The sequence below is a fragment of the Acidipropionibacterium jensenii genome (assembly GCF_005890135.1).
Classification (GTDB): Bacteria; Actinomycetota; Actinomycetes; order Propionibacteriales; family Propionibacteriaceae; genus Acidipropionibacterium; species Acidipropionibacterium jensenii.
Genome location: NZ_CP040635.1, coordinates 2,861,294 through 2,887,989 on the forward strand (window position 1 = coordinate 2,861,294; position 26,696 = coordinate 2,887,989).

General features: G+C 69.5%; 24 protein-coding genes and 2 pseudogenes. 11 read left to right on the top strand and 15 right to left on the bottom strand.

The window, feature by feature from the left end:
- Positions 1 to 106: 106 nt before the first annotated feature.
- Together FEZ32_RS12775 and FEZ32_RS12780 are read left to right on the top strand one after the other, a co-directional pair.
- Positions 107 to 1,456: an MFS transporter gene (locus tag FEZ32_RS12775; protein ID WP_138680742.1), complete on the top strand. Its 1,350-nt coding sequence runs from the start codon at positions 107 to 109 to the stop codon at positions 1,454 to 1,456.
- Positions 1,453 to 2,106, top strand: a complete 654-nt coding sequence (locus FEZ32_RS12780) for an ArsR/SmtB family transcription factor (protein WP_161971526.1) — start codon at positions 1,453 to 1,455, stop codon at positions 2,104 to 2,106. The genes FEZ32_RS12775 and FEZ32_RS12780 overlap by 4 nt, the downstream gene beginning before the upstream one ends.
- On the opposite strand, the gene pip is transcribed toward FEZ32_RS12780, so the two are convergent.
- On the bottom strand, positions 2,025 to 3,038 hold the full coding sequence (pip, locus tag FEZ32_RS12785) for a prolyl aminopeptidase (RefSeq protein WP_138680744.1): 1,014 nt from the start codon (positions 3,036 to 3,038) through the stop codon (positions 2,025 to 2,027). The two genes, FEZ32_RS12780 and pip, sit on opposite strands and share 82 nt — an antisense overlap.
- A 35-nt stretch (positions 3,039 to 3,073) precedes the next feature.
- Between pip and FEZ32_RS12790 the strand changes: the two genes are divergently transcribed.
- The gene (locus FEZ32_RS12790; RefSeq protein WP_028703395.1) at positions 3,074 to 3,796 is read left to right on the top strand and encodes a queuosine precursor transporter; all 723 of its coding nucleotides are present in this window, start codon (positions 3,074 to 3,076) and stop codon (positions 3,794 to 3,796) included.
- A 4-nt stretch (positions 3,797 to 3,800) separates the two neighbouring features.
- On the opposite strand, the gene FEZ32_RS12795 is transcribed toward FEZ32_RS12790, so the two are convergent.
- From FEZ32_RS12795 to tgt, 5 genes and pseudogenes are all read right to left on the bottom strand, one after another.
- A complete protein-coding gene (locus tag FEZ32_RS12795) occupies positions 3,801 to 5,024 on the bottom strand; it encodes an ABC transporter permease (RefSeq protein WP_028703396.1) in 1,224 nt (407 codons plus the stop codon).
- Entirely contained in the window at positions 5,021 to 5,938 is a 918-nt protein-coding gene (locus FEZ32_RS12800) for an ABC transporter ATP-binding protein (protein WP_028703397.1), read from the bottom strand. The genes FEZ32_RS12795 and FEZ32_RS12800 overlap by 4 nt, the downstream gene beginning before the upstream one ends.
- A 52-nt stretch (positions 5,939 to 5,990) precedes the next feature.
- On the bottom strand, positions 5,991 to 6,686 hold the full coding sequence (locus FEZ32_RS12805; protein ID WP_028703398.1) for a response regulator transcription factor: 696 nt from the start codon (positions 6,684 to 6,686) through the stop codon (positions 5,991 to 5,993).
- On the bottom strand, positions 6,683 to 8,104 hold the full coding sequence (locus FEZ32_RS12810) for a sensor histidine kinase (RefSeq protein ID WP_138680745.1): 1,422 nt from the start codon (positions 8,102 to 8,104) through the stop codon (positions 6,683 to 6,685). Before FEZ32_RS12810 ends, FEZ32_RS12805 begins: the two co-directional genes overlap by 4 nt.
- 108 nt (positions 8,105 to 8,212) lie before the next feature.
- A pseudogene (gene tgt / locus FEZ32_RS12815) lies at positions 8,213 to 9,439 on the bottom strand (tRNA guanosine(34) transglycosylase Tgt); the annotation flags it as partial.
- Positions 9,440 to 9,475: 36 nt separating this feature from the next.
- Between tgt and FEZ32_RS12820 the strand changes: the two are divergent.
- The 4 genes from FEZ32_RS12820 to FEZ32_RS12835 all read left to right on the top strand — a co-directional run bounded on the left by FEZ32_RS12820 (position 9,476) and on the right by FEZ32_RS12835 (position 14,320).
- Positions 9,476 to 10,333 carry an EamA family transporter gene (locus tag FEZ32_RS12820; RefSeq protein ID WP_036981904.1) on the top strand — a complete coding sequence of 286 codons (858 nt, stop codon included), beginning with the start codon at positions 9,476 to 9,478 and terminating at the stop codon, positions 10,331 to 10,333.
- 32 nt (positions 10,334 to 10,365) lie between these two features.
- On the top strand, positions 10,366 to 11,568 hold the full coding sequence (locus FEZ32_RS12825) for a UDP-N-acetylglucosamine pyrophosphorylase (RefSeq protein WP_028703401.1): 1,203 nt from the start codon (positions 10,366 to 10,368) through the stop codon (positions 11,566 to 11,568).
- A 66-nt stretch (positions 11,569 to 11,634) separates the two neighbouring features.
- A complete protein-coding gene (locus tag FEZ32_RS12830; protein ID WP_138680747.1) occupies positions 11,635 to 13,770 on the top strand; it encodes a RecQ family ATP-dependent DNA helicase in 2,136 nt (711 codons plus the stop codon).
- Positions 13,771 to 13,915: 145 nt separating this feature from the next.
- Positions 13,916 to 14,320, top strand: a complete 405-nt coding sequence (locus FEZ32_RS12835; RefSeq protein ID WP_028703403.1) for a DoxX family membrane protein — start codon at positions 13,916 to 13,918, stop codon at positions 14,318 to 14,320.
- Between the two features lie 18 nt (positions 14,321 to 14,338).
- Here FEZ32_RS12835 and FEZ32_RS12840 read toward each other — a convergent pair whose 3' ends face one another.
- The 3 genes from FEZ32_RS12840 to hrcA are packed head-to-tail and all read right to left on the bottom strand — an operon-like array spanning position 14,339 to position 17,280.
- The gene (locus tag FEZ32_RS12840) at positions 14,339 to 15,067 is read right to left on the bottom strand and encodes a 16S rRNA (uracil(1498)-N(3))-methyltransferase (protein WP_097799014.1); all 729 of its coding nucleotides are present in this window, start codon (positions 15,065 to 15,067) and stop codon (positions 14,339 to 14,341) included.
- A complete protein-coding gene (gene dnaJ / locus FEZ32_RS12845) occupies positions 15,064 to 16,251 on the bottom strand; it encodes a molecular chaperone DnaJ (RefSeq protein ID WP_138680748.1) in 1,188 nt (395 codons plus the stop codon). Before dnaJ ends, FEZ32_RS12840 begins: the two co-directional genes overlap by 4 nt.
- A gap of 9 nt (positions 16,252 to 16,260) precedes the next feature.
- Entirely contained in the window at positions 16,261 to 17,280 is a 1,020-nt protein-coding gene (gene hrcA / locus FEZ32_RS12850; protein ID WP_138680749.1) for a heat-inducible transcriptional repressor HrcA, read from the bottom strand.
- Between the two features lie 114 nt (positions 17,281 to 17,394).
- Here hrcA and FEZ32_RS12855 point away from each other — a divergent pair.
- Positions 17,395 to 18,012, top strand: a pseudogene (locus FEZ32_RS12855) (MBL fold metallo-hydrolase); the annotation flags it as partial.
- Positions 18,013 to 18,195: 183 nt separating this feature from the next.
- Here the strand turns inward: FEZ32_RS12855 and FEZ32_RS12860 are convergent.
- From FEZ32_RS12860 to hemW, 5 genes are all read right to left on the bottom strand, one after another.
- Positions 18,196 to 18,501: a hypothetical protein gene (locus FEZ32_RS12860; protein ID WP_028703408.1), complete on the bottom strand. Its 306-nt coding sequence runs from the start codon at positions 18,499 to 18,501 to the stop codon at positions 18,196 to 18,198.
- Positions 18,502 to 18,671: 170 nt separating this feature from the next.
- Positions 18,672 to 19,907: a chymotrypsin family serine protease gene (locus FEZ32_RS12865; RefSeq protein ID WP_028703409.1), complete on the bottom strand. Its 1,236-nt coding sequence runs from the start codon at positions 19,905 to 19,907 to the stop codon at positions 18,672 to 18,674.
- Positions 19,908 to 19,985: 78 nt separating this feature from the next.
- On the bottom strand, positions 19,986 to 20,795 hold the full coding sequence (locus tag FEZ32_RS12870; protein ID WP_015070130.1) for an inositol monophosphatase family protein: 810 nt from the start codon (positions 20,793 to 20,795) through the stop codon (positions 19,986 to 19,988).
- Entirely contained in the window at positions 20,792 to 21,649 is an 858-nt protein-coding gene (locus FEZ32_RS12875; RefSeq protein ID WP_138680750.1) for a DUF3097 domain-containing protein, read from the bottom strand. The genes FEZ32_RS12870 and FEZ32_RS12875 overlap by 4 nt, the downstream gene beginning before the upstream one ends.
- Before the next feature lie 70 nt (positions 21,650 to 21,719).
- Positions 21,720 to 22,919 (bottom strand): radical SAM family heme chaperone HemW, encoded by a 1,200-nt coding sequence (gene hemW / locus FEZ32_RS12880; protein ID WP_138680751.1) that lies wholly within the window; start codon positions 22,917 to 22,919, stop codon positions 21,720 to 21,722.
- 24 nt (positions 22,920 to 22,943) lie between these two features.
- Between hemW and FEZ32_RS12885 the strand changes: the two genes are divergently transcribed.
- From FEZ32_RS12885 to FEZ32_RS12895, 3 genes are read left to right on the top strand one after another with little or no spacing between them, the layout of a single operon-like run.
- On the top strand, positions 22,944 to 24,239 hold the full coding sequence (locus FEZ32_RS12885; protein ID WP_097799022.1) for an ABC transporter substrate-binding protein: 1,296 nt from the start codon (positions 22,944 to 22,946) through the stop codon (positions 24,237 to 24,239).
- The gene (locus FEZ32_RS12890) at positions 24,236 to 25,201 is read left to right on the top strand and encodes a carbohydrate ABC transporter permease (protein ID WP_232020971.1); all 966 of its coding nucleotides are present in this window, start codon (positions 24,236 to 24,238) and stop codon (positions 25,199 to 25,201) included. The genes FEZ32_RS12885 and FEZ32_RS12890 overlap by 4 nt, the downstream gene beginning before the upstream one ends.
- On the top strand, positions 25,198 to 26,058 hold the full coding sequence (locus FEZ32_RS12895; RefSeq protein ID WP_084149427.1) for a carbohydrate ABC transporter permease: 861 nt from the start codon (positions 25,198 to 25,200) through the stop codon (positions 26,056 to 26,058). The genes FEZ32_RS12890 and FEZ32_RS12895 overlap by 4 nt, the downstream gene beginning before the upstream one ends.
- 50 nt (positions 26,059 to 26,108) lie before the next feature.
- On the opposite strand, the gene FEZ32_RS12900 is transcribed toward FEZ32_RS12895, so the two are convergent.
- The gene (locus tag FEZ32_RS12900; RefSeq protein WP_028703415.1) at positions 26,109 to 26,681 is read right to left on the bottom strand and encodes a dihydrofolate reductase family protein; all 573 of its coding nucleotides are present in this window, start codon (positions 26,679 to 26,681) and stop codon (positions 26,109 to 26,111) included.
- Between the last annotated feature and the right edge of the window lie 15 nt (positions 26,682 to 26,696).

The following is a 26,696-nucleotide window of genomic DNA, read 5'->3' on the forward strand; positions in this document are numbered from 1 at the left end:
ACGCAGTCCGGAAGGATCCCCTCCCCCGGGTCCGACTCGCGGGACACCCCTCCAACATTGCGCAAGATTGCTTGCGCAATGACTATTGCGTATCTAGTCTTGAGTCATGGACACCGACATCAAGGCCGTCACGAGGACCCCGCTGAGGGCAGATCGCGACTACCTCGCATGGCTTGCCGCCGACACCAGCTGGATGTTCGGCAGTGCGATTCAGACCTTCGCGATGGCCCTCATCGGCTACGCCGTGACGGGCTCCTTCGCCCAGGCCGGCGCCATCTCCACGGTCTCGACCGTCGTGTCGATGGTGGCGATGGTGCCCGGCGGCGTCCTGGTGGACCGCTGGGACCGGCGCAGATCCCTCATCGTCTCGGGCCTGATCCGACTCCTGGTGTTCGCCGCAGCGGCGGCGGCCTGGTGGGCCGGGGTGCTCACCGTTCCGGTGCTGTACCTCGTCGGCATCGCCTCGGGGGCGGTGAGCGGACTGTTCAGCGGAGCCCCCGACGCGGCACTGAAGTCGGTGGTGGGGTCCGAGGACCTACCGCGCGCCGTCGCCGCGAACCAGGGCCGGGACGGGGCGATCCGACTCGCCGCCCCTCCCCTGTCCGGACTGCTGATGGCCGTCTCCACCGCGCTGCCCTTCCTGGCCGCCGCGATCGGCTCGGCCCTCCAGGTGATGTGCACCCGACTCATCCGGACCGATCTGAGGCCAGGACGTCGCCCCGCCGAGCAGGGGCCGGCCCAGGCCACCGGCTGGCGCGGCGAGGCCCTCGCCGGGTTCTCCTTCGTGATTCGCGATCCCCTGCTGAGGCGGATCGTCCCGGCTCTGGTCTGCCTCAACACCGGGATCGGCGCGCTGTACATCGGGATCACCCTGACCCTGCAGGGCCGGGGCGTCCCGACCTGGCGGATCGGGCTCATCGACTCGGTGATGGCTGCCGGAATGCTGATCGGGACACCCTTCGCCCAGCGGTTCATCCGGACGATTCCGACCGGACGGCTGGTCGTCTCGGCCTTCGTGGCCTGCACGGTGATCTTCGTGCCGGTCTCGCTGGACCAGCGGATCCCCCTGGTGCTGGTCTCCTTCGGTCTGCTGGGGCTGATCGCCCCGGCCGTCAACGGCGCCATGGGCGGATATGTCCAGGCCGTCATCCCCGACGACCTGCAGGGCCGGTCGATGGCCGCCCTCGCACTGGTGCTGCAGACCCTGCCGGCCCTGGTGCCGGCGACGGTCGGGTTCGGCCTTCAGCACCTGGGGCCCGGACCGACGATGGCCGCGACCGTCGTGCTGTTCCCCGTCGCGGCCGTGCTGATGGCCAGCCACCGAGCTCTGCGCGAGTTGCCGACCCCCGACAGATGGCCGCTCGACACCGCGGCGGCAGACACGGTCACAGTCAGCACCGAGGCATTCGACACCGAGGCAGTCGACACCGCGGCAGTCGATACGGTGGAGCCATGAGCGAGGACGATCGTCGCGATGCCCGGCCCGATCACCCCAGCGCCGAGCGCGCGCTGGCGATGCTCAAGGTGCTGACTCAACCGGTCCGCCAGAAGATCGTGCGGACCCTGATGGTCGCCGATGCGATGCGGGTCTCAGACATCGCCGCGGCCATCGGGGAGCCGGCCAACTCGGTCTCCTACCACCTTCGCCAGCTCGCCAGGATCGGCGTCGCCCACACCACCGAGCCCCCCGGCGACCGCGACAGCAGGGAGACCTGGTGGGTGATCGACGACTGGCACGGCATGAGCATCGCCCCGAGCCAGATTCGGGCGCTGCCCGGCGGCGACGTCGTGCTGGCGGCCCTGGACCGGGTCGACAGCCCCGAGATCACCAGCATCTTCTCCATGGAGCGCGCGGCCGCCGCGGAGGCCTCCGGACAGCCGGGGTTGCGGATGGACGGCCCTCTGCTGCTGACCGGCGAAGAGGCCCGGGAGCTCGTCGACGCCGTCGAGGCGCTGTTCTCGGCGGCGGCGGCCACCTCCCACCGGCACCGACTCGACCACGACCAGGGGGTCGAGGGGTTCGACTACCGGGTCGCGGTGATGCCGGCGAACTCGTCGCAGACCTTGACCAGCTCGGAGGTGAGCAGGGGCTCGAAGGCCGAGTGACCTCCCATCACGATCCGCAGGTCGGCGCTCGGCAGAGCCTTCTTGAGATCCCACGCGGTGGTCGCGGGGCAGCACATGTCGTAGCGGCCCTGGACGATGGCGGTGGGGATCGCGGCCAGCCTCCCGGCGTCACGGATCAGCTGGCCCTCGGCCATGAACCCGTGATGAATGAAATAGTGATTCTCGATCCGGGCGAAGGCCAGGTCGAACTCCGGGTCCTCCTCCTCGGGCTCGGCGTCGACGGCCAGCCTGGTGGTGGCCGACTCCCAGTTCGTCCAGGCGGTGGCGGCCGGCCCGTGGACCTGCGGGTCCGGATCCCACAGCAGGTCGAAGTAGCCGGAGATGTTGTCGCGGGAGAAGTCGTGGCCGGCGCGCCGCAGGGGTTCGCAGTAGCCCTCCCACAGGTCCGGGTAGACCGCTGAGGCGCCGCCGTTGTAGAACCAGTCGAGCTCGGACTGGCGCAGCGTGAAGATCCCGCGCAGGACGAGTTCGGTGACCCGCTGGGGATAGGTCTCGGCGTAGGCCAGGGCCAGGCACGAGCCCCACGACCCGCCGAAGACCTGCCAGCGGTCGACGCCCAGCTCGAGTCGGACCTTCTCCAGGTCCTCCACGAGGTTCCAGGTGGTGTTGCAGGCCATCTCCTCGGGGGTACGGGCGTTCGCCACGTGCGGGGTCGACAGCCCGCAACCGCGCTGGTCCAGAACGATGATGCGGTAGCTGTCCGGGTTGAAGAACTGCCGGCGCTCGGTGCCGCCGCCTCCCCCCGGTCCGCCGTGCAGGAAGACCACCGGGCGGCCCTGCGGGTTGCCGCACTGCTCGACGTGGAGGAGCTGGCCGTCGCCGACATCGACCATCCGGGTGTCGAAGGGTTCGATCGGCGGGTAGAGGTCCCGTTCCGGGCCGATCCGGAGCTCCGGCGTCGCAACTGTCATGGCGGGAGTCTACGGGAGGGTTACGATGTCGCCCCGTGACAGATCAACCCTCCGAAGCCCCCCGCGCCGTCTACGCCGATCGCGGCTCCAGCCACTACGACATCATTCTCACCGCGATGTGCGTGGTGGTGATCATCTCCAACATCGGAGGGTCGAAGGGGGTCCAGCTGGGCCCCATCACCACCGATGGCGGATTCTTCCTGTTCCCGCTGGCCTATGTGCTCGGTGACATCACCACCGAGGTCTACGGGCTGCGGGCGGCCCGTCGCGGCATCGTGATGGGATTCCTGATGGCCATCCTCGCGGTGCTGTGCTTCTGGGTGATCATCGCCCTGCCCGGCCTGGGGGACTCCTACTCCACCGAGCACGACGCCGCGATCGCCGCGGCCCTGGGGCCCGTCTGGCAGATCGTGGTCGCCGGACTGTGCGGCTTCCTGGCCGGCCAGATGACCAACTCCCTCATCATGGTCCGGTTGAAGGCCCACTACCGGGAGCGCGGCCTGGTGGGGCGGCTGATGGGCTCGACCGGCGTCGGGGAGCTCGTCGACACCGTCATCTTCTGCACCATCGCCGCCCCGGTGGTCGGCATCACCAGCTTCGGCCAGTGGGTCAACTACGCCTTCTTCGGGTTTCTGTGGAAGACCCTGGTGGAGTACGCCCTGATCCCGGTCACCACCCGGGTGATCGGCTGGATCAAGAAGCGCGAGCCGAGCTACCAGGAGGGCCTGGCGGCCGCCGAGCGGGTGAGCGTGGCCTGACCCCTCAGCGCACCACGTCGACGTTGCGCCAGGCCTTCCGCAGCGAGGTCTTCCCGCCGGTCTGGAGGATGGCCCGCCGGTAGATCCGCTCCCCGGCCCAGATCGTGAGGACCGAGAAGACCAGCGAGATGGCGATCGAGACGATCGGCTCCCACCAGTCGGCCGATCCGCTCACCAGCCGGGTGGGCATCGCGATGGCCGAGGCCACCGGGATGTAGGAGGCGATCACCTGGGAGGAGCCGTTGGCCAGCATCCCGTAGAAGTAGACGGCCATCACGACCATCAGCAGCGGCATCGAGGTGGAGCTGACGTCCTCCGAACGGCCGGCCAGTGCCCCGGAGGCGGCCCACAGGCAGGCCAGGGCCACGAACCCGACCACGAAGTAGACCAGGAACCACAGCGCCGGGGCGGTCACCATCGACAGGTACTCGCTCCACGGGGAGAAGGACAGCCCGGCCAGCGCCACCCCGACGATGAGCACCATCTGGCCCATCGCCAGCACGGTGTTGCCGAGGATCTTGCCGAGCAGCAGCTGTCGCGAGGGGATCGCGGTGAGCAGGATCTCGGCGATCCGCGACTGCTTCTCCTCGACCACCGAGTTCGCGATGGCGTACCCGAAGATGATCATCGACAGGTAGAACAGCACGGCGAAGACGATCCCCAGGACGGTGGCGGCCGCCTGCTTCTCGGCGTCGTGCTCGCTGCCGAGACTGCCCAGGGCCAGCTGGGTGCCCGCGGTGAGACGCTGCGGGGAGACTCCCAGAGCGCGGGCGTTCTCGGCCGTCGCCTCCCCGGCGACGGCCTGGGAGATCGCCCGGGTGGACCAGGTGGTGGCGGTCGGGGAGGTCTTCAACCCCGACAGCCGCCACTGGTCGCCGGTGCGCTGGAGCAGCGCCTTGGCGTTGCCGTCGCGCATCTGCTGGGCGGCCTGGGCCGCCGAGGAGACCGGCAGGGCGCGGATCGTGTTGTCGGAGCCGGTGGCCCGGTTGAGCTGCTGGGCGGTGGCGACCAGCTGGGCGCCGCGGTCGTCCAGGACGGCCACCGTGGTGGTCTGGGAGCGCCCGTTGAACAGGAAGGACAGCCCGAAGACCACCACCATCAGCAGCAGGGTGGTGACGGTGGAGGTGATGAAGGTCTTGTCGTGGAGTTTCGCGGAGATCTCGCGGCCGGTGACGATCTGCCACAGGCTGCCGGTCCGCTGGTCCGGGGTGGTGTCCGGTCGACTCATGATGCCGCCGCCTCTCGGTAGATCTCGGACAGGGTGGGGACGATGCGGGAGAACTCGGTGACCTCGCCGCGTCTGAGCGCCTCGGCGAGGACGGCCTGGTCGGCGCCGGGCTCGGTGAACTCGAGGACGGCGGTGGTGCCGCCCAGGTCGACGACGTCGACCCCGCGGGCCGAGCGCAACCATCCCAGGTCGGTGTCGGCGCAGAGCCGGTGACGTCGAGGACCCGATCCGCGCAGCTCGTCGGTGGATCCCTGGGCGACCACCCGGCCACCGCTGAGGATCACCAGCCGGTCGCACAGCCTCTCGACCAGGTCGAGCTGGTGGGAGCTGAACAGCACCGGGACCCCCGACGAGCTGGCCTCCCGCAGGACCTCGGCCATCGCGTCGACGGCCATCGGGTCCAGCCCGGAGAAAGGCTCGTCGAGGATGAGGGCCACCGGGCTGCCCAGCAGCGCCGCGGTCACCTGGACACGCTGCTGATTGCCCAGGGACAGCGTCTCGACCTTGTCCTTGGCCCGGTCGGCCAGCCCGAACCGCTCCAGGTAGGACATCGTCTGCTGCTGGGCGGCCTGGGCCGAGACCCCGCGGATCCGGGCCAGGTAGACCAGCTGGTCGACGATCGGCTGCTTGGGGTACAGGCCGCGCTCCTCGGGCATGTAGCCGATGCCGCGGCGGTCGGCGGCGGTGATCGGGTGGCCGTTGAAGCTCACCGATCCGGAGGTGATCGCCAGCACCCCGACGATCATCCGCATGGTGGTGGTCTTCCCGGCGCCGTTGGCCCCGACGAACCCGGTCATGGTGCCCGGGGGGACGGTGAAGCTCACCCGGTCGGCGGCCAGAACTTCGCCGTAGCGGCGGGTGAGCTCGCTCACCTCGATGCCGCCGGCCGTACTCGTCCTCTGGTGATCGGTCATGACTCCATTCCACCGCGGACGGCCCGCCGGCACATCGGCCGCAGGAGGGAGATCAGCCCTCCCCCGCGCGGATGAGACCCGACTCGTAGGCGAGTGCCACGAGTTGGACCCGGTCGCGCAGGTCCAGCTTGGACAGGCAGTTGGAGACGTGGGTCTTGACGGTGGCCTCCGAGACGAACAGCTCGGCGGCGATCTCGGCGTTGGACAGCCCCCGGGCCACCTGCACGGCCACCTCCCGCTCCCTGGCGGTGAGCACCTCCAGGCGGGGGTCGGGGTCCCCCTCGGGATCCCCGGATCCACCGCCGGGGGCACTGCGGTCAGCACCGCCGGTGGCACTGCCGAGTCGCGACTCGATGACCCTCCTGGTCACCTCGGGGGCCAGCAGCGAGTACCCCTCGTGGACCTGTCTCAGCCCGGCCACCAGGGCCTCGGCGTCGGCGTTCTTGAGCATGAACCCGCTGGCCCCGGCGTCCAGGGCGTCGAAGAGGTAGTCGTCGCGGTCGAAGGTGGTGAGGATCACGACCTTCGTCCGGCCGGCCGCGGTGATCTCGCGGGTCGCGGCGATGCCGTCCAGGACCGGCATCTGGACATCCATCAGCACCAGGTCGGGCTGGAGCCGGGCGGCCTGTTCGACCGCCTGCCGGCCGTCGGCGGCCTCCCCCACCACCTCGATGTCCGGCTCCACCGACAGGATGAGCCGGAACCCGGTGCGCACCAGTTTCTGGTCGTCGGCCAGCAGCACCCTCATGAGCTCTCCCCCGGGACGAGCGGCAGTCGTGCCAGCACCCGCCAGCCTCCGGTGACCCGGGGGCCGGTCTCCAGGGTCCCCCGGTGGGCGGCGACCCGCTCGGCCATACCGATCAGCCCCACTCCGGCGCCGCCGTCGAGCCCGGAGTCCTCACGGCCCGTTGAGTCGCCCTTGGTGCCGACGGGTCGTGTGCCGCCCGGTCGTGTGCCGCCCGGTCGTGTGCTGCCCGGTCGTGTACTGCCCGGTCGTGTGCCGCCCGGTGGAGACGTCCGCGCGCCGCGCCCGTCGTCGGTCACCTCGACCTCCACCTGGTCGGGGCCGATCCGCACCGCCACGTGGGCGTGGGCGGCCCTGGCGTGCTTCTCGACATTGGTGATCGCCTCCTGGACCACCCGGTAGACGGTCAGTCCCAGTGCCGGTCCGACCGCCTCGGTGTCCCCCACGATGTCCAGGTCGAGCCGGTGGCGGTGCGGCCCCGAGCACAGCTCCGCCAGGTCCGACAGTCCGGGATCGACCCCGGTGCCCTGCCGCAGCGAACCGAGCAGGGAGTGCATCTCGGTGACAGCCAGACGCGACTCCTCCTCGATCGCCGACAGGGCCTGGCGGGCCTGGTCAGGGGCCACCTCCATCGCCCGCCGGGCGCCAGCGGCCTGGATGCCGATCACCGAGACGTGGTGGCTCACCGAGTCGTGGATCTCACGGGAGATCCGCAGCCTCTCGGCGACCACCGCCTGGTCGGCCAGCCGGGATCTCTGGGCGGCGATCGTGGCGGCCTGCTCGCGGGCCCGGTGCAGGGCCCTGGCCTCCCGCCAGGACACCTGTCCCAGGGCGGCGGCGCCCACCACGAAGGCGGTGTTGATGAGGGCGTAGAGCACCACCAGACGCACCAGGCCGTTGACACCGCGGGCCTGGGGGGCCAGGTCCTTCATGATCTGGGCCAGCGAGTTCGTCCGGGCGAAGATCACCGCCACCCAGCCCAGCAGGGCGAGCTCGACGGCCGCGATGAGGCCCCAGGCGGCCCGGCGACTGGCTCCCCAGGCCACCGCGGCGTGCAGCGAGACGAAGTAGAGCACCTGGGTGAAGAAGCTGGCGCTCACCAGCGGGGTGAGGAAGCTGCCGATCAGCAGGTGGGCGGCCGAGGCGCCCCCCTGGGTCAGCGGGAAGCGGCGTCTCAGGCACAGGATCAGGCCAAGCACCAGGACCGAGACGACCTGGCGCCAGACCGACCCGGTGTCGACGCGGACCTGCACCTGCTGGAGCCAGACGGTCAGCCCGATGACCAGGACCCCCGTCGCGGCCACCAGCAGGTCGACCACCGACAGCCATCCCACCACCGGGACCCGGATGATCCGGGAGCGCGGCGCGGGGCGCTCCCACAGGTCATCGAGGCTGAGGAAGTCCACCAGGGCGGTGCGCATGTCCCGAGGGTAGCGAACTCACTCCTTCGCGCCGCCCGCACCGGCCGCGGCGGCCGCAGCCGAGCCGACTGATCCGGCCGCGCCGACCGAGGCGGATCTGGGGGCCGGCAGCCGACCGCCGTGGGCGTTCCAGCGGCCCATGAACTCGGTCTCCAGGTCGTCGAGCTGCCCGGAGGCCATCGCCGAGCGGATCGAGTCGACCAGCCGCACCGTCCATCTCTCGTTGTGGATGGTGGCCAGGGTGTTGGCCAGCATCTCGCGGGCCTTGAAGAGGTGGTGCAGGTAGGCCCTGGAGTAGTGGGTGCAGGTGTAGCAGTCGCAGCCGGGCTCCAGGGGACCCAGGTCGCGGCGGAACCGTGCGGTGTTGACGTTGTAGCGGCCGTCGACGGTGTAGATCGCGGCATTGCGCGCCACCCGGGAGGGATTGACGCAGTCGAAGGTGTCGGCCCCGGCCCGGCAGGCCGCGAACAGGTCGTCGGGCTCAGAGATCCCCAGCAGGTGGCGGGGCCGGTTCTCGGGCAGCTCCTGCGCGCACCAGCCGACGATCCGGCCGAGGTTCTGCTTCTCGATCGCCCCGCCGATCCCGAACCCGTCGAACCGCTGACCGTCGACCTCCATGGCGGCCAGGTCGCGGCAGGCGGTGCGCCGCAGATCCTCGTACTGGGCGCCCTGGATCACCCCGAAGAGGGCCTGGTAGGGCTTTCCGGTGCGCTCCTCGGTGAGGCGGCGGTGCTCGGCCAGGCACCTCAGCGCCCACCGCCTGGTCCGCTCCAGGGCCTCCTGCTGATAGCCGCGGGTGTTCATCAGGGTGGTCAGCTCGTCGAAGGCGAACATGATGTCGGCCCCCAGGTGGTGCTGGATTCCCATCGACACCTCCGGGGTGAACCGGTGCAGGTCGCCGTTGAGGGGGCTGCGGAAGGTCACCCCGTCGTCGTCGACCATCGCCTTGCGGTCGGCGTCGGCGGCGATCACATCGGCCTCGGTGAGATCGGCGACGTCCATCGCGAGGGTCTTCTTGAACCCGGCTCCCAGGCTGAGCACCTGGAACCCGCCGGAGTCGGTGAAGGTGGGTCCGGTCCAGTTCATGAACCGGCCCAGCCCGCCGGCCTCGTCAATCAGTTCGGGGCCGGGCTGGAGGAACAGGTGGTAGGCGTTGGCCAGCACCGCCTGGGCTCCCAGCTGGGCGACCGTCTCGGGCAGCATCGCCTTGACGGTGGCCTTGGTGCCCACCACCACGAAGGCCGGGGTCTGGATGTCGCCGTGCGGGGTGTGGATGGTTCCGGTCCTCCCCAGTCCGTTGTCGAGGCGGGAGGTGATGTCGAAACCGAGGGGCATGGGGCATATTGTCGCACCGTGCCAGGAGTCGTCTACATGCTCGCCTCGATCCTGTCGGTGCAGTTCGGCGGCGCCTTCGCGGCCACCCTCATCCCGCAGATCGGGCCGTTGGGCACCGTCGCGCTGAGGCTGACGATCGCCTCCCTGATCCTCATCCCGGTGGCCCGTCCCAGTCTGCGCGACCACCGCACCGGACGGCCTCACAGCGCCTCGGACTGGTGGCGGGTGGTGGCTCTGGCGGCGGCCCTGGGGGCGATGAACACCGCCTTCTACTTCAGTCTGAGGTATCTGCCGATCGGGGTGGCGGTCACCATCGAGTTCGTCGGCCCGATGACGATGGCGGCCCTCGGCTCGCGCACCCGCCGCGACTACCTGGCCGTGCTGCTGGCCGCCCTGGGGGTGGTCGGGGTCTCGGGGGCGGTGGGTGCCGACTGGGCTCACGTCAGCATCCCGGGGGTGCTCCTGGCGCTGCTGGCCGGGGCCTGCTGGGCGCTCTACGCGAAGGCCTCCCAGGCGGTCGGCGCCCGGTGGGAGACGCTGCGCGGGCTCACCTGGGCGATGCTGATCTGCGCCGTCGTGATGCTGCCCCTGGGGATCGCCAGCGCCGGCGTCGAACTCATCCGGCCGCGCCACCTGCTGATCGGCGCGGCGGTGGCCCTGATGTCCTCGGCGCTGCCCTACAGCCTGGAGATGTACGCCCTGCGCAAGCTGTCCACCAAGGCCTACGGGATCCTGTCGGGAGGGGATCCGGCGGTCGCCGCGCTGGCCGGTCTGGTGGTCCTCGGCCAGACCATGGGGCTGCCCCAGATCCTCGGGATGGCGTGCGTCATCACCGCCTCCGTCCTCGTGCTGGGTCGCGGCAGATCGGCTGCGACTGCCACCGGCGAGCACTAGGCTGGCAGCCCAGAACCGAGGAAGGACCAGCTGTGGAACTGCGACCGCGCGGCCTCGACAAGGTGGAGGCCCTCACCGCCAAGGGGGTGCGCATCCCCAACCCCTGGACCGTCGACATCGACGACGACGTCAACATCGACCGGATCAGCGGGACCAATGTCGTCATTCATCCCGGGTGCCGGATCCGCGGCTCCCGCACCGTGGTCTCCGCCGGCTGCGTGCTCGGCGCCGAGGCCCCGATGACCATCCAGGACTGCCAGCTCGGGGAGGGCGTCGCGCTGGCCGGCGGGTACGCCGAGGGGGCGGTCCTGCTGGCCGGCGCCTCGATGGCCTCGGGGGCCCATGTCAGGCCCGGCACGATTCTGGAGGAGCAGGCCAGCGCCGCCCACACCGTCGGGCTCAAGCAGACCGTGCTGTTCCCCTTCGTCACCCTGGGCAGTCTCATCAACTTCTGCGACCTCCTGATGGCGGGCGGCACCTCCCGCCGCCAGCACTCCGAGGTCGGCTCCTCCTACATCCACTTCAACTTCACCCCCGACGGGGACAAGACCACCGCGTCCCTGTTCGGCGACGTCCCGCGCGGGGTGCTGCTGAACCAGCCGCCGATCTTCCTGGGCGGCCAGGGCGGGACGGTCGGTCCGGTCTCAACCGGCTTCGGCACCGTGGTCGGCGCCGGGTCGGTGCTGCGCGACGACGTCGAGGAGGACGGCCAGCTGGTGCTGCCGCCGCGTCCCGCCGAGGTCCGTCGGCCGGTCACCCCGGCCTCCTACCGGCAGCTGTCGCGGATCATCTCCAGGAATGTCTCCTATGTCGCGAACCTGTCGGCCCTGGAGTCCTGGTACCGCCAGATCCGCCGGCTCTTCCTCTCCCAGCTGGAGTTCGGCCCGCTGCTGCTGGCGGCGGCCCTGGTGAACCTCACCGACATCCGCGCCGAACGGATCAAGAGGGTGCGCAATCTGGTCGGTCGGCTGCACCCCGACGACGAGGGCCGCAGCCAGCTGCTGGAGCGTCTGGACGACGTTGTGGCCGCGCTGGCGGTGGTCGACGGCCCGGCCCCGGCCGAGCTCGTGCGACTGTGCGGGGCAGCGGCCGGCGAGGGCCAGGAGTACCTGACGGTGGTCCAGGGCCTGGACGAGGAGCAGCGGATCGGCGTCACGGAGTGGCTGGGCGGGATCGTGGAGACCCAGCAGCAGAATGTCGCCGAGGTGGTGCCGGCCCTGGAGCTGCGGTTCTGACCCCGGGACCGTGGTCGGGTCGGTGATCCTCCAGAACCTGTCGGTGCCCTCTGGCACGGTGGGTCCATGACCGAACTCAGGGACCAGGGCCTCGACATCCTGCGCAGGCTCACCGGGAACCCGCACGCCGACTTCCACGCCGGCCAGTGGGAGGCCATCGAGGCCCTGGTGGCCGACCACCGGCGCGCCCTGGTGGTGGAGCGGACCGGCTGGGGCAAGTCGGCGGTCTACTTCGTGGCCGCCCTGCTGCAGCGCCGCGCCGGCAGCGGACCGGCCCTCATCGTCTCTCCCCTGCTGGCCCTGATGCGCGACCAGGTGGGGGCCGCCGAACGGGCCGGGGTGCGCGCCGCCTCGATTTCCAGCGCCAATGTCACCGAGTGGGACCAGATCCGCTCCCTCCTCGACCAGGACAGCCTGGATGTCCTGCTGGTCTCCCCCGAACGCCTGGTCAACCCGCGGTTCGCCGCCGAGCAGCTGCCCGAGCTCACCGCGAGGATGGGCATGCTGGTCATCGACGAGGCCCACTGCATCTCCGACTGGGGCCACGACTTCCGCCCCGACTACCGGCGGATCCGCGACCTGGTGGCCGCCCTGCCGGCCGGGGTGCCGGTGCTGGCCACCACGGCCACCGCCAACTCGCGGGTGGTCACCGATGTCGTCGAGCAGATCGCCCCGGCCGACCAGCCCGGCGAGGACCGCGGGGTCTTCGTGCTGCGCGGCCCGCTGGCCCGCGACTCCCTGCGACTGGGGGTGCTGGATCTCCCCCGCCCCGAGCTGCGACTGGCCTGGTTGTGCTCCCATCTCGGCGAGTGCACCGGCTCGGGGATCATCTACTGCCTCACCGTCTCGGCCGCCGAGGACACCGCCCGGGCACTCGTCGAGGCCGGCCACCACGTCAAGGTCTACACCGGGCGCACCGACGCCGAGGAGCGCGCCGATCTGGAGACCGAGCTCACCGGGAACCGGGTGAAGGCGCTGGTGGCCACCAGCGCCCTGGGAATGGGATTCGACAAGCCGGACCTGGGCTTCGTCATCCACCTGGGGGCACCGAGCTCACCGGTGGCCTACTACCAGCAGGTCGGCCGCGCCGGCCGCGCCACCGCCTCGGCCGACGTCCTGCTGCTGCCCGGGCCGGAGGACCGCGACATCTGGCACTACTTCGCCACCAGCGGGATGCCCACCGAGCAGCGCGCCGACGCCGTGCTGTCGGCGCTGTCCACCGAGCAGACGCTGTCCACCCCGGCCCTGGAGGCCCGGGTCGACATCCGCCGCAGTCCCCTGGAGCTGCTGCTCAAGGTGCTGGCCGTCGACGGCGCGGTGGAGCGGGTCCAGGGAGGCTGGCGGTCCACCGGCCGGGGCTGGGTCTACGACGCCCAGCGGTACGCCCGGATCGCCGCCGCCCGGGCCGCCGAGCAGGACGCCATGGAGCGCTACGAGCACCTGGACAGCTGCCGGATGAGGTTCCTCACCGGACAGCTGGACGATCCCGACACCACCCCGTGCGGGCGCTGCGATGTCTGCGCCGGAGCATGGTACCCCACCGACGTCGACCCGGACCAGCAGGACCGGGCGCGCCAGGCGCTGGACCGGGTCGGGGTGCCGGTCGAGCCCCGGCGCAGCTGGCCGACCGGCCTGGACCGGCTCGGGGTCGATCTGAGGGGTCGCATCCCTGTCGACCAGCAGGCCCGCGAGGGCCGGGTGATCGCCAGGCTCTCCGACCTGGGCTGGGGAGGACCGCTGCGCGAGCTGCTCACCACCGACGAGCAGGGCCGCCCGGTCGACGCCGAGGTGCCCGCCGGCCTGGCGGGGGCCTGCCTGCGGGTGCTCGCCGAGTGGGACTGGTCGCTGCGACCGGCTGCGGTGGTCCGGGTGCCCTCTGTGAGCCGGCCGCGACTGGTGGACTCGCTGGCCGCCGGGGTCGCCCGGGCCGGGCGGCTCGACGACCTGGGATCCCTGGACCTGGCACCCGGCGCCGAACCGCTGGACCCGCACGTCAACTCCGCCTTCCGGATCCGAGACCTGCAGGGCCGGTTCCGGGTCGGTGAAGGGCTGGCCGAGCGGATCGGCGCCCTGGCCGGGGCCCCGGTGCTGCTGGTCGACGATGTCATCATCAGCCGCTGGACCATGACGGTGGCGGCCCGGCAGCTCCGGCTGGCCGGTGCCGGCGAGATCCTGCCGCTGGCCCTGGCGCTGGGCTCCTGAGCGCGACTCCACCGGAAGACCGCGGGGACTCCACCGGAAGACCGCGGGGAGGAGGCGTATGGAGGAAGCGTGTGGAGGGATTGCAGGGAATCGTGGCGCGATGAGTAGCGTTCGTGGTGAGGAAACACCGATACGAGGAGGAAGTATGTCTTTCAGCAGGTTCATCGGCCGGTCGCTCCTGTCGACCACCTTCATCAGTGGCGGCATCGGAGAGCTGCAGAACGCCGACAAGCTCGCCCCTGCACTGGACGCCGCCAGGGAGAAGCTGCCCGCCGGGCTGCGCGAGGCCGCCGGTCAGGTGGACTCCGAGACCCTGGTGAAGCTCGACGGCATCGTGATGGCCGCCGCCGGAGCCGGTGTGGCGCTGGGTATCCTGCCGCGGCTGTCGGCCGCCGTGCTGGCCGCCCAGATGGTCCCGGTGACCGTCGTCGGCCACCGGTTCTGGGAGAAGGAGGGCGAGGAGCGTCAGGGCAACAAGATCCACTTCTTCAAGAACGCCAGCCTGGCCGGCGGGCTGCTGCTGATCGCCCTGGGCGGACGCTCGAAGTGAGTCGGGCCGCCGGGCGGCTCACAGCTGGCTGAGAGCCTGCAGCTGGGCCAGTCCGACTACCGGTGCGGTGGAGGCGCGCAGGACGGCGTCGGCCACCAGCACCGGGACCGCACCGGCCCCGGTAAAAGCTGACAGCTCCTCGGGGGTGATGCCGCCCTCCGGGCCGACCACCATTATCACCTCTCCGGAGGCGGGCAGGTCGGACGGGCGGATCGGGTCGGTGGCGCTCTCGTGGAGGACGAAGGCCCCCTGGGCCGTCGAGATCCGGGAGCGCAGCTGGGCGGTGCTGGCCATCGTCACCGTCGGCACCCGGAACCGGCGCGACTGCTTGGTGGCCTCGCGGGCGGTGCTGCGCCAGCGGTCCAAGGCCTTCTCGCGCTTCTCGGCCCCCCACCGGACGATCGACCGGGATGCCTGCCAAGCGATGATCTCGTCGACGCCGAGCTCGGTGAGGGTCTCGACGACCAGGTCGGCGCGCGGCCCCTTGATGAGGGCCTGGACGGCCACCCAGCGAATCGGGTGGTCGGGGCTGGAGAGTCTGTCGACCACCTCCACCCGCACCGCACTGCGGCTCACCTCGACCGCCGGTCCCCGCACGGCGGTGCCGTGGCCGTCGGTCACCAGCACCGACTCGCCCACCTCGATCCGCCGCACGGTTGCGGCGTGATGGCCCTCGGACCCGGTGATCTCGACGATGTCGCCCGGACCGGCGTCACCGATCTCAGCGATGAAGCAGGGATTGCTCATCCTCCGAAGGCCTCCTTGAGGCGGGAGAAGACCCCCTTCGAACCGGAGGTGTGCACCGAGGCGCGACCCTCGTGCTCACCCCGCGACTCGGCGAACTCTCGCAGCAGGTCCTTCTGGTGCCCGTCGAGCTTCGTGGGCGTCCTCACCAGCAGGGAGACCCCCAGGTCACCCCGGCCGCCGCCGCGCAGCCGCGGGATGCCGCGGCCCTCCACGACGATCCGGGCCCCGGACTGGGTTCCGGCGGGAATCTCCACCTCGACGCTGGACTGGTCCTCGTCCATGTCCTCGCGGTCGGCCTCCAGAGTGCGCACCGAGACCGTGGTGCCAAGCGCCGCAGCGGTCATCGGCACCTCGATGGCCATCTCCAGGTTCGCGCCGTCGCGGCGGAAGACCTCGTGAGGGGCCACCGACAGTTCGACGTAGAGGTCGCCGGCCGGACCGCCGCCGGGGCCGACCTCTCCCTGGGAGTCCAGATGGATCCGGTTGCCGTCGTCGACGCCGGCCGGGATCTTGACGTTGATGGTGCGCGAGGTGCGCACCCTGCCCTCCCCCGAGCACTCGGAGCAGGGGTTCGGGATGACGCTGCCGTAGCCCCGGCAGGTGGGGCAGGGCTGGGTGGTACGGATGTCGCCGAGGAAGGACCGCTGCACGGTGATCACCTCGCCGGCTCCCTCGCAGGTGGTGCAGGTGACCGGCTCGGAGTCCCCGTCGGACCCCTTGCCGTGGCACTTCGGGCAGACCACCGCGGTGTCGACGTCCAGAGGCTTGGTGACCCCGAAGACCGCCTCGGCCAGAGTCAGACGCAACCGGACCAGGGCGTCCTGGCCACGACGCACCCGGGAGCGCGGACCGCGCCGCGACCCGCCCTGCCCGCCGAACGGCGAGCCGCCGCCGAACATCGCGTCGACCAGGTTAGTGAAGTCGAACCCGCCGCCGCCGAATCCGGCGTCGCCGAAACCGCCCGCGCCCTGGTGGGCCGGGTCGCCGCCGCGGTCGAAGACCGCCCTCTTCTGGGGGTCCTGGAGCACCTCGTAGGCCTCCTGGACCTCCTTGAAGGCCTCCTCGGAACCGGGTCCGGCGACATCGGGGTGGAGCTTCATCGCCTTCTTGCGGTAGGCGCGCTTGATGTCATCGGCACTCGCGTCGCGGGCGACGCCGAGGACCTCGTAGTAGTCACTGCTCATGGGGTGGGGTCATCCTTCTGCCAGGAATCTGCCGACATACCGGGCGATCGCCCGGACCGCGGCCATCGTCGAGGGGTAGTCCATCAGGGTGGGGCCGACGACGCCCAGTCCCGACCGGCCACCGTCGTCACCATAGGTGCTCACGACGACCGAGGTCGACTGGAAGTTCTCGTCGGAGTTCTCGGAGCCGATCCGCACGGTCAGACCTGCCGAACCGTCGGAGGTGGCGTCGCCGAGCAGGCGCAGCAGCACGACCTGCTCCTCCAGCGCCTCCAGAACGGGCTGGATGGAGGTGTGCAGGGTCGGTCCGAAGCGGGTGAGATTGGGCACCCCGGAGACCAGCACCCGTGCCGACGGGTCGGCGGACAGGATCTCCAGGACGCCGGCGGTCACGCTGGCGGCCATCGGCCGGGTGGTCGGGTCGAACTCCTCGAGGAATCCGGACAGCAGGTCGGCAGACTCGGCCGGGGTGCGTCCGATCAGCAGCTGGTTGAGACGGTTGCGCAGCCTGGCCAGCAGGTCCTCGGTGGGGCCGGGAAGCTCCAGGGTGCGCTGCTCGACGGCGCCGGTGGAGGTGATCAGGACGATGAGCACCCGGTCGGCCGACAGTCCGACCAGCTCCAGGTGTCGGATCGACGAGGAGGAGGCCACCGGGTACTGCATGATCGCCACCTGATGGGTGATCTGGGCCAGCAGCCTCACCGTGCGGGTGACGATGTCGTCGATGTCGACCGCGCCGTTCATGAAGCTCGCGATCGCGCGTCGTTCGGGACCCGAGAGGGGTTTGACGGTGGCGATCCGGTCGACGAAGAGCCGGTAGCCCTTGTCGGTCGGGATCCGACCGGCGCTGGTGTGCGGATGGCTGATGTAGCCCTCCTCCTCCAGCGCGGCCATGTCATTGCGCACGGTGGCCGGCGAGACGTGCAGGCCGTGGCGCTCCACCAAGGCCTTGGATCCCACCGGCTCCCTGCTCGAGACGTAGTCGGTGACGATGGCCTTGAGCACGTCGAGTTTGCGATCGTCGAGCACTGCCCCTCCTCACCTCGGATCCCGTGAATTCTGGCACTCTTACAGAGCGAGTGCCAGTCTATCGCGGCGGGCCGTGGTGTTCGCGCCCCGCATCTTCCGTGCCATGCTGGCGGCATGGACATCACAGCCGAGGTCGAGTGGTCGCCGCTGACGGCGAGAGTGTGGACGACCCGCCTGGAGCCCTGCGCGGTGACCTGCGGGCTGGTGATCGGGGACGAGCACATCCTGCTGGTGGACACGGGTTCGACGCCGGAGCAGGGCCGCGCGCTGGCCTGGGGAGCGGCGCGCGCGATCGGCCGTCCGGTGGACCGGGTGGTGGTGACCCATTCCCACGAGGACCATTGCGGCGGGCTGGCCGGGGTGGCCGACGCCGAGGCGTGGATGCACCGAGCGGCGCTGGCGCATCTGGCCGATCCCCCAGCAGTCGCCCACCCCATCTCGCTTCTGGCGTATGTGGATCTGGGCGGGCTGGGGGCCGAGGTGCTCCATCCCGGTGCCGGCCACACCGACGGGGATCTCGTGGTGCGGGTGGCCGGGGAGGATGTCACCTTCACCGGGGATCTGGTGGAGACCTCCGGAGACCCGCAGGCCGACGACTCCACTGACTTCTGGAACTGGCCCTCGGCGGTCGGGTCGATGATCACCGCGACCGACGGCAAGGGGCGCTATGTGCCCGGCCACGGGGATCCGGTGGACGCCGACGCGGTGATGGCCCAGAACGCCGACATCGCGCGGTGCGTCGACCAGGTGAAGGCATCGATGGAGGCCGGGACGCCGGTCGATAAGATCCAGGCCGCCCACGAGTGGCCGTTCTCGAAGGACACGATCAGCGAGTGGATCCCCCGGATCGCCGATCAGCTGGCGGCCCGGGGAATCACCCGGAAGAACCTGCTTCCGTTGAGCAGACGCTGATATTCAGGAGCTGCTGGACGATGGGGAAACCTGGGCAGGGGCATCCTGGCCCGGCCCGCCCGCGTAGCGCACGCGGTACCAGCTTCCATTGATGTCCACATACGATTCCACCGATGGGTCAACCTGGAAGCCCTTGGGCAACGCGACGTCCGTGCTGAGCGCCCTCATCCACACTTCAGTCGTCGTTGACGTGTCGTGAGGCCTGCCGACATCGATCCTCCCCGACTCAGTGTCAATATCGCAGTACCACGGCAGAGTCCCGATGAGTGTCTTCGCCTTGTCAAAGGTCAGTTTCGGCGCATCTTTCACCGCCTCCTTCGTGCAGGCCGGTGACGGGGCCGAGGCACTCGCAGAAGAAGAGCGTGATGCCGAGGACGGACGAGCAGGAGTCCCTTTGTCGCCGGTCCCGGCACAACCCGACGTCACAGTCAAGATAGCAACGGCTCCCAATATTATTTTCCGGCCATGAGACATGCCGGTCACCCCAGCGCCGCCGAAGAATTCCAGGCACGTAGACCCATGAGGTCCGTGCAGTAATAACTCATTCCCTTTGGCCAAGGCTTCGTCCCCTTGACGATCCCCGCCACAGTCATACCGTTGGAGTTCGCGTAGTAGCAGGTCCCTCCTGAATCCCCGCCTCTGAACCCACCCTTATCACGGGTACCGTGATACAACTCAATGAGATGGTTGCTCGTCACCCCATCCACGGTCAGGGACCGACCAGTGCTATTGACCTTGTACCTGCAGATCTGGCCGGACGTGCTCCCTGACGTGCACATCCCATTGCCGAGCGGAAGGGTCGCCCACCGCGCGGCCGTGATGGGATGGCTGTCTCCACTTGACAGCCCACCGCTGAAGACCCGCTTGGCGTAGCTCGATCCCTTGATGAGCTTCCAATCGCCATAGCGGTTGGCATTGCCGGGATAGGCCGTCGTGTACTGCGTGCCCACCACGGAACCGTTGTTGGTGAAGCTGCTCCCCGTGCAATGACCGGCCGTCATCAGCGTATGGACGCCCTTGACCGTGATCGGAATCCCCGATGAGCAGTAGGAATTGCTCCAGCTGAGCCGCCCGCCCATATACCACGGCGACGAATCCGCGAGCCGCGTCGCAGCATCCTGACCTTCGGCACTCGGACGATATGACACAGCGACCGGACTCGACGTCCCCTTCGAGGAGGACGGCACCGACGTCTTGGCTTGAACCCTCTGTGTCAGAGCCGCTTCCTTCACGTCCACCTCAAGTGAGCCGTCATAGATCACCGGTCCCCAACCGACCATGTTGTCGCCCAACCCGAGGCTGACCGCAAGTGTCCGACCCGTGGCTTCGAGATCAGCCAGGGAGTGCGGAACGATATGGGTCTCGATGACAGCCTTCGGATGTTGGGCGCCAATCGCCTTGATGCTCGCCGTCAGCTCCGGCGTGGGATCCGACAGGTAGACCGCGAGGCCCTCATAGTGAGAACAGAACGCCGTACCGGTCGCGTTCCCCGGATGGTCGGCAATCAGGGCCGCGAGATCCTCGCCCATCTCGGTCATGTCCATGGTCGCATCGCCCGTCCAGGTGACCTGCCCGTCGGCATCTCTCGCAATACATGTCTTGTCCGAGGGGGACGGGGACGGGCCAGCCTGGGCCGGCACAGACCCGGCGCCGAGCCCCGCAGCGACCAGTCCGAGAATGGCGAACGGTAGGACGATCCGCTTGTGAAACCTCATGACTCTCCTCTCTGAGAACTGAGTTGTCAGAACAGTAGAGCTGGTCCCCAGCGGCAGGAAGTCGCACAATGGCCACCGTTACCGAACCGTGACGCCGAGCCCTATCAGGGCGTCGGCGACCGCCCGGTACGCCGGCTCGTCGGAGGCCACGATCAACGGGTCGCGATGGAATTCCTTTACTCCGAAATCGTGGCCCGACAAGGTCCGCACGACCCCGCCGAGTTCCCGCAGCATCAATGCCCCGGACAGGTGGTCCCACGGATGGGAATGCAGATACACGGTGGCGTCCACGTCCCCGGTGAGCACTCGCGGGTAATCCACCCCGCAGCACCACCGCGACCATCCCCAATCCAACCGCGGTCCCGAAACAGATTGCGGGGCCTGCTGAAAGGCCTCGTGGGTCGTCACCGCGATCACAGGATCCCCGGACGACGGCCGAGTGACCTTCTCACCGTCGCGCCAGGTACCGGCTCCCGCCTCGGCGATGTACATGTGCTCGTGCCGCGGCTGATAGATCCAGCCTCGCACCGTCACCCCGGCCCGCACCTCGGCCACCATGACGGCGTGGTCGTCGGACCCGTTGACGAAGTTGCGGGTGCCGTCGATAGGGTCGATAACCCAGGCCAAGGGCGCGTCGGGAAGGCCCGAGAGAACATCAGGGTCGGCGAAGACGGCCTCCTCCCCCACCGCGAGCCCGCCGCCGCGGCCCACCAGCTCGGCGCTCAGCGCCAGCTCGGCCTGCCGGTCGAAGTCGGTGACGAGGTCGCCGGGGTGGGTCTTCTCATGGACCTGGTCCGGATCCAGGTGGCGGAAGTGCGGCTCGACGATGCGCTCAGCCACTCCGCGGATGATCTGCGCCACCTCGTCTGTATCGAGTTCTGCGGTCATCCGGCGTCCTCCATGTGGTCGCAGGTGACGAAGTCGATGAGCCGCTCCATCTCGGTGTTGAAGCGCGGGTCCAGGTCGTGCCAGTCGCGCACCCGGGCCAGCATGGCCTGCCAGGCCTTGCCGACGTCGGACTGGCCCTCGTGGGGAAGCCCGAGCCTTTTCAGGGTGCCGAGCTTGAAGTCCTCGTCCATCGGCACCTCGGGCCAGGCCTTCCGCCCGATCCGCTCGGGCTTGATGGCCTGCCACACGTCGATGAATCGGTGGCCGGTGATCATGACGTAGTCGCCGTAGCCGCCCTTGGCGACCTGGGCGGCGACCCGCGACTCCTTGGTTCCGGCCACCAGGTGGTCGACGAGCACGCCGAGGCGGTGCCCGGGGCCGGGCCGGAACTCGGCGACGATACCCACCAGATCGTCCATCCCGCCCATGTACTCCACCACCACGCCGACGTGGCGAAGGTCATCCCCCCAGATCTTCTCGACCAGTTCGGCGTCGTGGCGTCCCTCGACGTAGATGCGGCTGGGCAGCGCCACCCTCGCGGCCTCGTGCTCGGGGCTGCTGAGGGAGCCCGACGCGGTGTGGGTGCGCCGGGCGGTGCCCTGGCGAGGGGGGATGCACAGGTTGACCGGTTCGCCGTCGATCCAGAATCCCGGGCCGACCGGGAAGGCCCGCCGGGCGCCACGGCGGTCCTCCAGGATCACCAGACCGTTCTCCCAGCCGACCACGGCACCGACATATCCGGTGGAGGGGTCCTCGACGACCAGGTCCAGCTGGAGGGGCACGTCGGTGCTCCTGGGGCGTCCCTGCTGCTGCCAGCCCGGTTGCAGGACATCGGAACTGTATCGATCAGCCATGCACGCAACCTTAACGGCGCCCCCTGACATCACGAGCCGGGCCATGCGCGCCAGGCGGGCTCCTCGCCGCTCACACCAGCAGGTCGGTGATGATCCGGTCGGCCAGCAGGCGTCCCCTCAGGTTGAGTCGCAGCACCCCGTCGGACTCCTCCCCCAGCCCCTCGGCGGTCACCCGCCGGGCCCGGCCGAGCTCGGCGGCCGACAGCTCCGCCAACGGCAGCCCGTCGGCCAGCCGCAGCCTCAGCAGCACCGTCTCCTCGTGGCGCTCCAGCTCCCCGAGCACCTCCCCGTCGTCGACGGGCAGCTGCCCGGCCTCGACCATCTCGTCGTAGTGCCGCGGGCTCTTGACGTTCCACCAGCGGGCCCGGCCGAGGTGGGAGTGGGCCCCCGGACCGATCCCCCACCAGTCATGGCCCAGCCAGTAGGCCATGTTGTGCTCGGCCCGGTGCCGGTCGACCAGGCCGTCGGGGCCGGTGCTGGGCCTCGCCCAGTTGGACACCTCGTAGTTGACGAAGCCGGCCCCGGTGAGGATCTCCTCGCTGGCCAGGTACTTGTCGGCCAGGTCGTCCTCGTCTGTCATCGGCACCTCCCCGCGTCTGATCCGGGCCGCCAGCCGGGTGCCCTCCTCCACGATGAGGGAGTAGGCCGAGATGTGGTCGGGATCGGCCGACAGGGCGGTCCGCAGGCTGGTCCGCCACGACTCGAGGGTCTCCCCCGGGGTGCCGAAGATGAGGTCCAGGGAGATGTCGTCGAAGCCGCAGCGCCGCGCCAGCCGGGCCATCTCCACCGCCCGACCCGGGGTGTGGACGCGGTCCAGCAGCTTCAGGACCGCCCGGTCGGCCGACTGCATCCCCATCGAGAGCCGGTTGATCCCCGCCTCCAGCAGGCCGTCGAGGACCTCCTCGGAGAGGGTCTCGGGGTTGGCCTCGGTGGTCACCTCCGCGCCCGGAGCCAGCCCCCACACCTGTTGCACGTGGCGGACCAGACCGCCCAGCTGGTCGGGGGTGAGCATGGTCGGGGTTCCGCCCCCGAAGAACACCGTGGACGCCGGGCGGGCGTCGTGGCCGGCCAGCGCGGACGCAGCGGCCTCGATCTCGCCGTGCGCGGCGCGCAGATAACGCTGGCCGGCATCGGGCCCCTGACTGGCCAGAACATAGGTGTTGAAGTCGCAGTAGCCGCACCGGGAGGCGCAGAAGGGGACATGGATGTAGACGCTGAAGGGACGGTCGCCGGACCACTGGCCGGCCTCGTCCAGTGGGTGAAATGTCACCGTTGCGGTCCTAAGCTTCGAGTCATGAACTTCTCCCGACGTCACTTCATCACGGGCGCGACCGGTCTCGCCGCAGCCGCTGTCCTGTCCGCCTGCGGCTCGAACTCCGGTGGTGTGAGCACCGGATCGAATGCCAGTGCCTCCGGGGGTTCCGGCTCCGCAAAGCTCATCCAGTGGTACCACGAGTACGGCGAGAAGGGCGTCCAGGACGCCGTCAACCGCTACGCCAAGGCCTACAAGAATGCCGACGTGACGGTGAAGTGGAACCCCGGCACCGACTACATGACCCTGCTGGCCACCACCCTGCTGTCGGGCAACGGCGTCCCCGACGTCTTCGAGTCGGAGAACGGCGCCACCCTGGACATGATCCAGAAGGGCCAGGTCGTCGACCTCACCGACACCATCGGCGACTCCGCGAGCAAGTTCTCCAAGCCCGTCCTGGAGCGGATGACCTACCAGGGCAAGATCTACGCGGCCCCCCAGGTCGTCGACATGCAGATGCTCTACTACCGCAAGTCGGTGCTGGAGAAGGCCAAGGTGGAGCCGCCGAAGACCTTCGCCGATCTGGTGAAGGCCGCCAAGGCCGTGCGGACCAACACCATGGGCGGGTTCTTCGCCGGCAACGACGGCGGCCTGGGAGTGCTGGCCAACATGCTGGTCTGGAGCGCCGGCTTCGACCAGCTCAACAGCGACGACTCCGACCTGGGATTCATGGAGTCCAACTTCCTGGACGGCGTCAACGCCTACCGGGACTTCTACGCCTCCGGCGCCCTGCTCACCAGCGCCTCCAAGGACTGGTTCGACGGCTCCCCCTTCGTCAATGGGGAGACCGCGATGCAGTGGACCGGACTGTGGGCGCTGAACGACATCAAGAAGAAGTGGGGCGACGACTTCGGCGTCCTGCCCTTCCCGGCGATCGGCTCCACCGGCCGCCAGTCGGTGCCCTTCGGTGCCTACGGCTCCTGCGCCGCGGCCAAGGGTGCCAGTAACAATGTCAGCGGCGCCAAGGCCTTCATCAAGTGGCTGTGGGTCGACCAGACCGACAAGCAGATCGACTTCGCGAACTCCTACGGCACCCACATCCCGGCCCGCACCGACCTGGTGAGCCAGGCCTCCCAGATCGCCAGCGGGGCCGGCCGCGACGCGGCCGAGTTCGTCGACAAGCTGGGGCACGCCTCCGGTCTGCTGTGGACCAGCACCATCTCCGACGCCTTCAACGCCGCCCTCACCAATGTCGTCAAGAAGAAGGCCAACGCCAAGACGGAGTTCGCGGCCGTGCAGAAGACCGCCCAGAGCGAGCTGAAGCGCATCAAGAAGTGAGTATCGCACCAGCGGTCCCCACCGGGCAGACCGCCCGCCACAGGTCTTTGTGGGACCGGATCCGCGGACGGCAGGGGCGCAACCTGTGGTTCGCCGTCTTCGTCACCCCCTTCCTGGTGGGGCTGCTGGTGTTCGTCTACGTTCCGATCGTCTGGAGCGCCTATCTGTCCTTCTTCGACGCCCGGGCGACCATCCGGCCGACCCACTTCGTCGGACTGGCCAACTACCGGTACCTGCTGGCAGACCCGTTGTTCCGCGACTCGATGCTCACCTTCATCATCTTCGCGGTGGTCATCGTCCCGGTCACCTATGCCTGTTCGCTGGCCCTGGCGCTGGCCCTGGACAATGTGGGCCGACTGCGCGCCTTCTTCCGGTCGGTGTTCTTCATCCCCACCGCCTGCTCCTACGTGGTGGCCGCCATGGTCTGGCGGCTGTCCTTCTTCAACGGGGCGCGGTTCGGCCTCATCAACTCGGTGCTGGCGAGCCTGGGCCTGGGAACCGTCGACTGGCTCGGCGGCGCGAACTCCTGGTACTGGCTGGCGCTGGTCTCGCTGCGGTTGTGGCTGCAGGTCGGCTACTACATGATCCTGCTCATCGCCGGGCTCAACCAGATCCCGGTCGACACCTATGAGGCGGCCGCCATCGACGGGGCCTCCGGCTGGCGCAGGCTGCGCTACATCACCCTGCCGCAGCTGCGCTCGACGAGCAACGCGGTGCTCATGCTGCTGCTCATCGGGGCCTTCCAGGCCTTCGACGAGTTCTACAACATGCTGTCCACCGCCGGCTCCTACCCGCCGTACGCGCGGCCGCCGCTGCTGCACCTGTACATGATCAGCGTCGGCGGATCCCAGCAGGACCTGGGACTCGGCGGCGCCGGAACGATGATCCTCACCGCCGTCATCGTGGTCTTCGGACTCCTCCAGAACTGGTGGGTCACCCGCGCCGACAGGAGACAGTCATGAGCGAGTCGTCATCGGCCTCCCGGATGGTCCAGGGGAGAGTGGGCCGGATCACCCACGCCGTCAAGGTCGTCCTCCTGCTGGGGCTGTCGGTGGTCTTCCTGCTGCCCTTCTACGTCATCTTCCGCAACGCCTTCACCTCCGACGCCGGGTTCGTCTCCCCGCAGTGGCGCTGGATCCCCGACAATCTCAACCCGTCGGTGATCACCGGCCTGTTCTCCGACTCGGACCTGGGCCTGGCCAGCGCGATGATGCACTCCGCCGTGCAGTCGGTGGGCCAGACGGTGCTCACCGTCATCGTGAGCTTCATGGCCGGCTACGGGCTGGCCAGGTTCACCAACCGGGCCGCCGGGGTGATCCTCAAGCTCACCATCCTCACCCTGATGGTGCCGGCCGCGGTGACCTTCGTGCCGAGCTTCATCATGACCAGCGAGTTCGGCTGGATCGACTCCTACCGGGGCCTCATCATCCCGGTGATGTTCTCGGCCTTCGCCACCTACCTGTTCCGCCAGTCCCTGCTCGGCTTCCCCAAGGAGCTCGAGGAGGCCGCCGAGCTGGACGGCGCCAACCCGTGGACGGTGATGTGGCGAGTGGTGCTTCCCAACTCGATGGGGATCGTCGCCGCCGTGTTCACCATCACCTTCATCGGCGCATGGAACGCCTTCCTGTGGCCGCTGCTGGTGGCCCGCGACAACACCCGGACCATCCAGCTCACGCTGAGCCGGTTCATGACCAGCCAGGGGGTCGACTACGCCCAGCTGTTCGCCGGGGCCCTGGTGGCCATCATCCCGGTGGTGATCGTCTTCCTCTTCCTGCAGCGCTACCTCGCTCAGGCGGTGACCACCTCAGGGCTGGACTGACCGGCACTGGACCTGACCCGGCTCGGGTCCGACTGACCCGGCCGCGGGGCTCAGTCGGCCGACCGGACGTACTCCTCGATCGCCACACCGGACCCGAAGGTCCGGCAGCCGACCAGATCGAAGCGGATCATCGTCGGGTCGGCGGGGCCGAACAGCCGGATCCCGTCCCCGAGCACGATCGGGTTGCGCTTGAGGATGAGCCGGTCGATCTCGGGCAGCAGGGAGCCGGCGAGGGTCCCTCCCCCGCACAGATAGATCCCCAGTCCCGGTTGCTCCTTGAGCTGGCGGACGGTGGCCAGCGGGTCGGCAGTGAAGGTCACCCCCTCGGGTGCCGGTTTGCCGGACCGGGTGGCGACGTACTCCGCCAGGTGGGAGTAGGGCCGGGTGATCCCCTCGCGCAGTGCGATGTCGTAGCTGGCGCGGCCCTGGATCACCGTGTCGAAGCGGTCTCCCGCGGCGCTGAGCCCCAGGGCCGACAGGACGTGGGCCGGTATCGCGTCGGAGAACTCCGAGACCATGGTGGCCACGTGGTCCCCCTCCAGCGGAAAGGCGTCGTAGCTGCCGTCGGGTGCGGCGATGTAGCCGTCGATCGAGACCGCGACGTAGTAGACGAGTTCGCGCATGACACTCCCATCGTC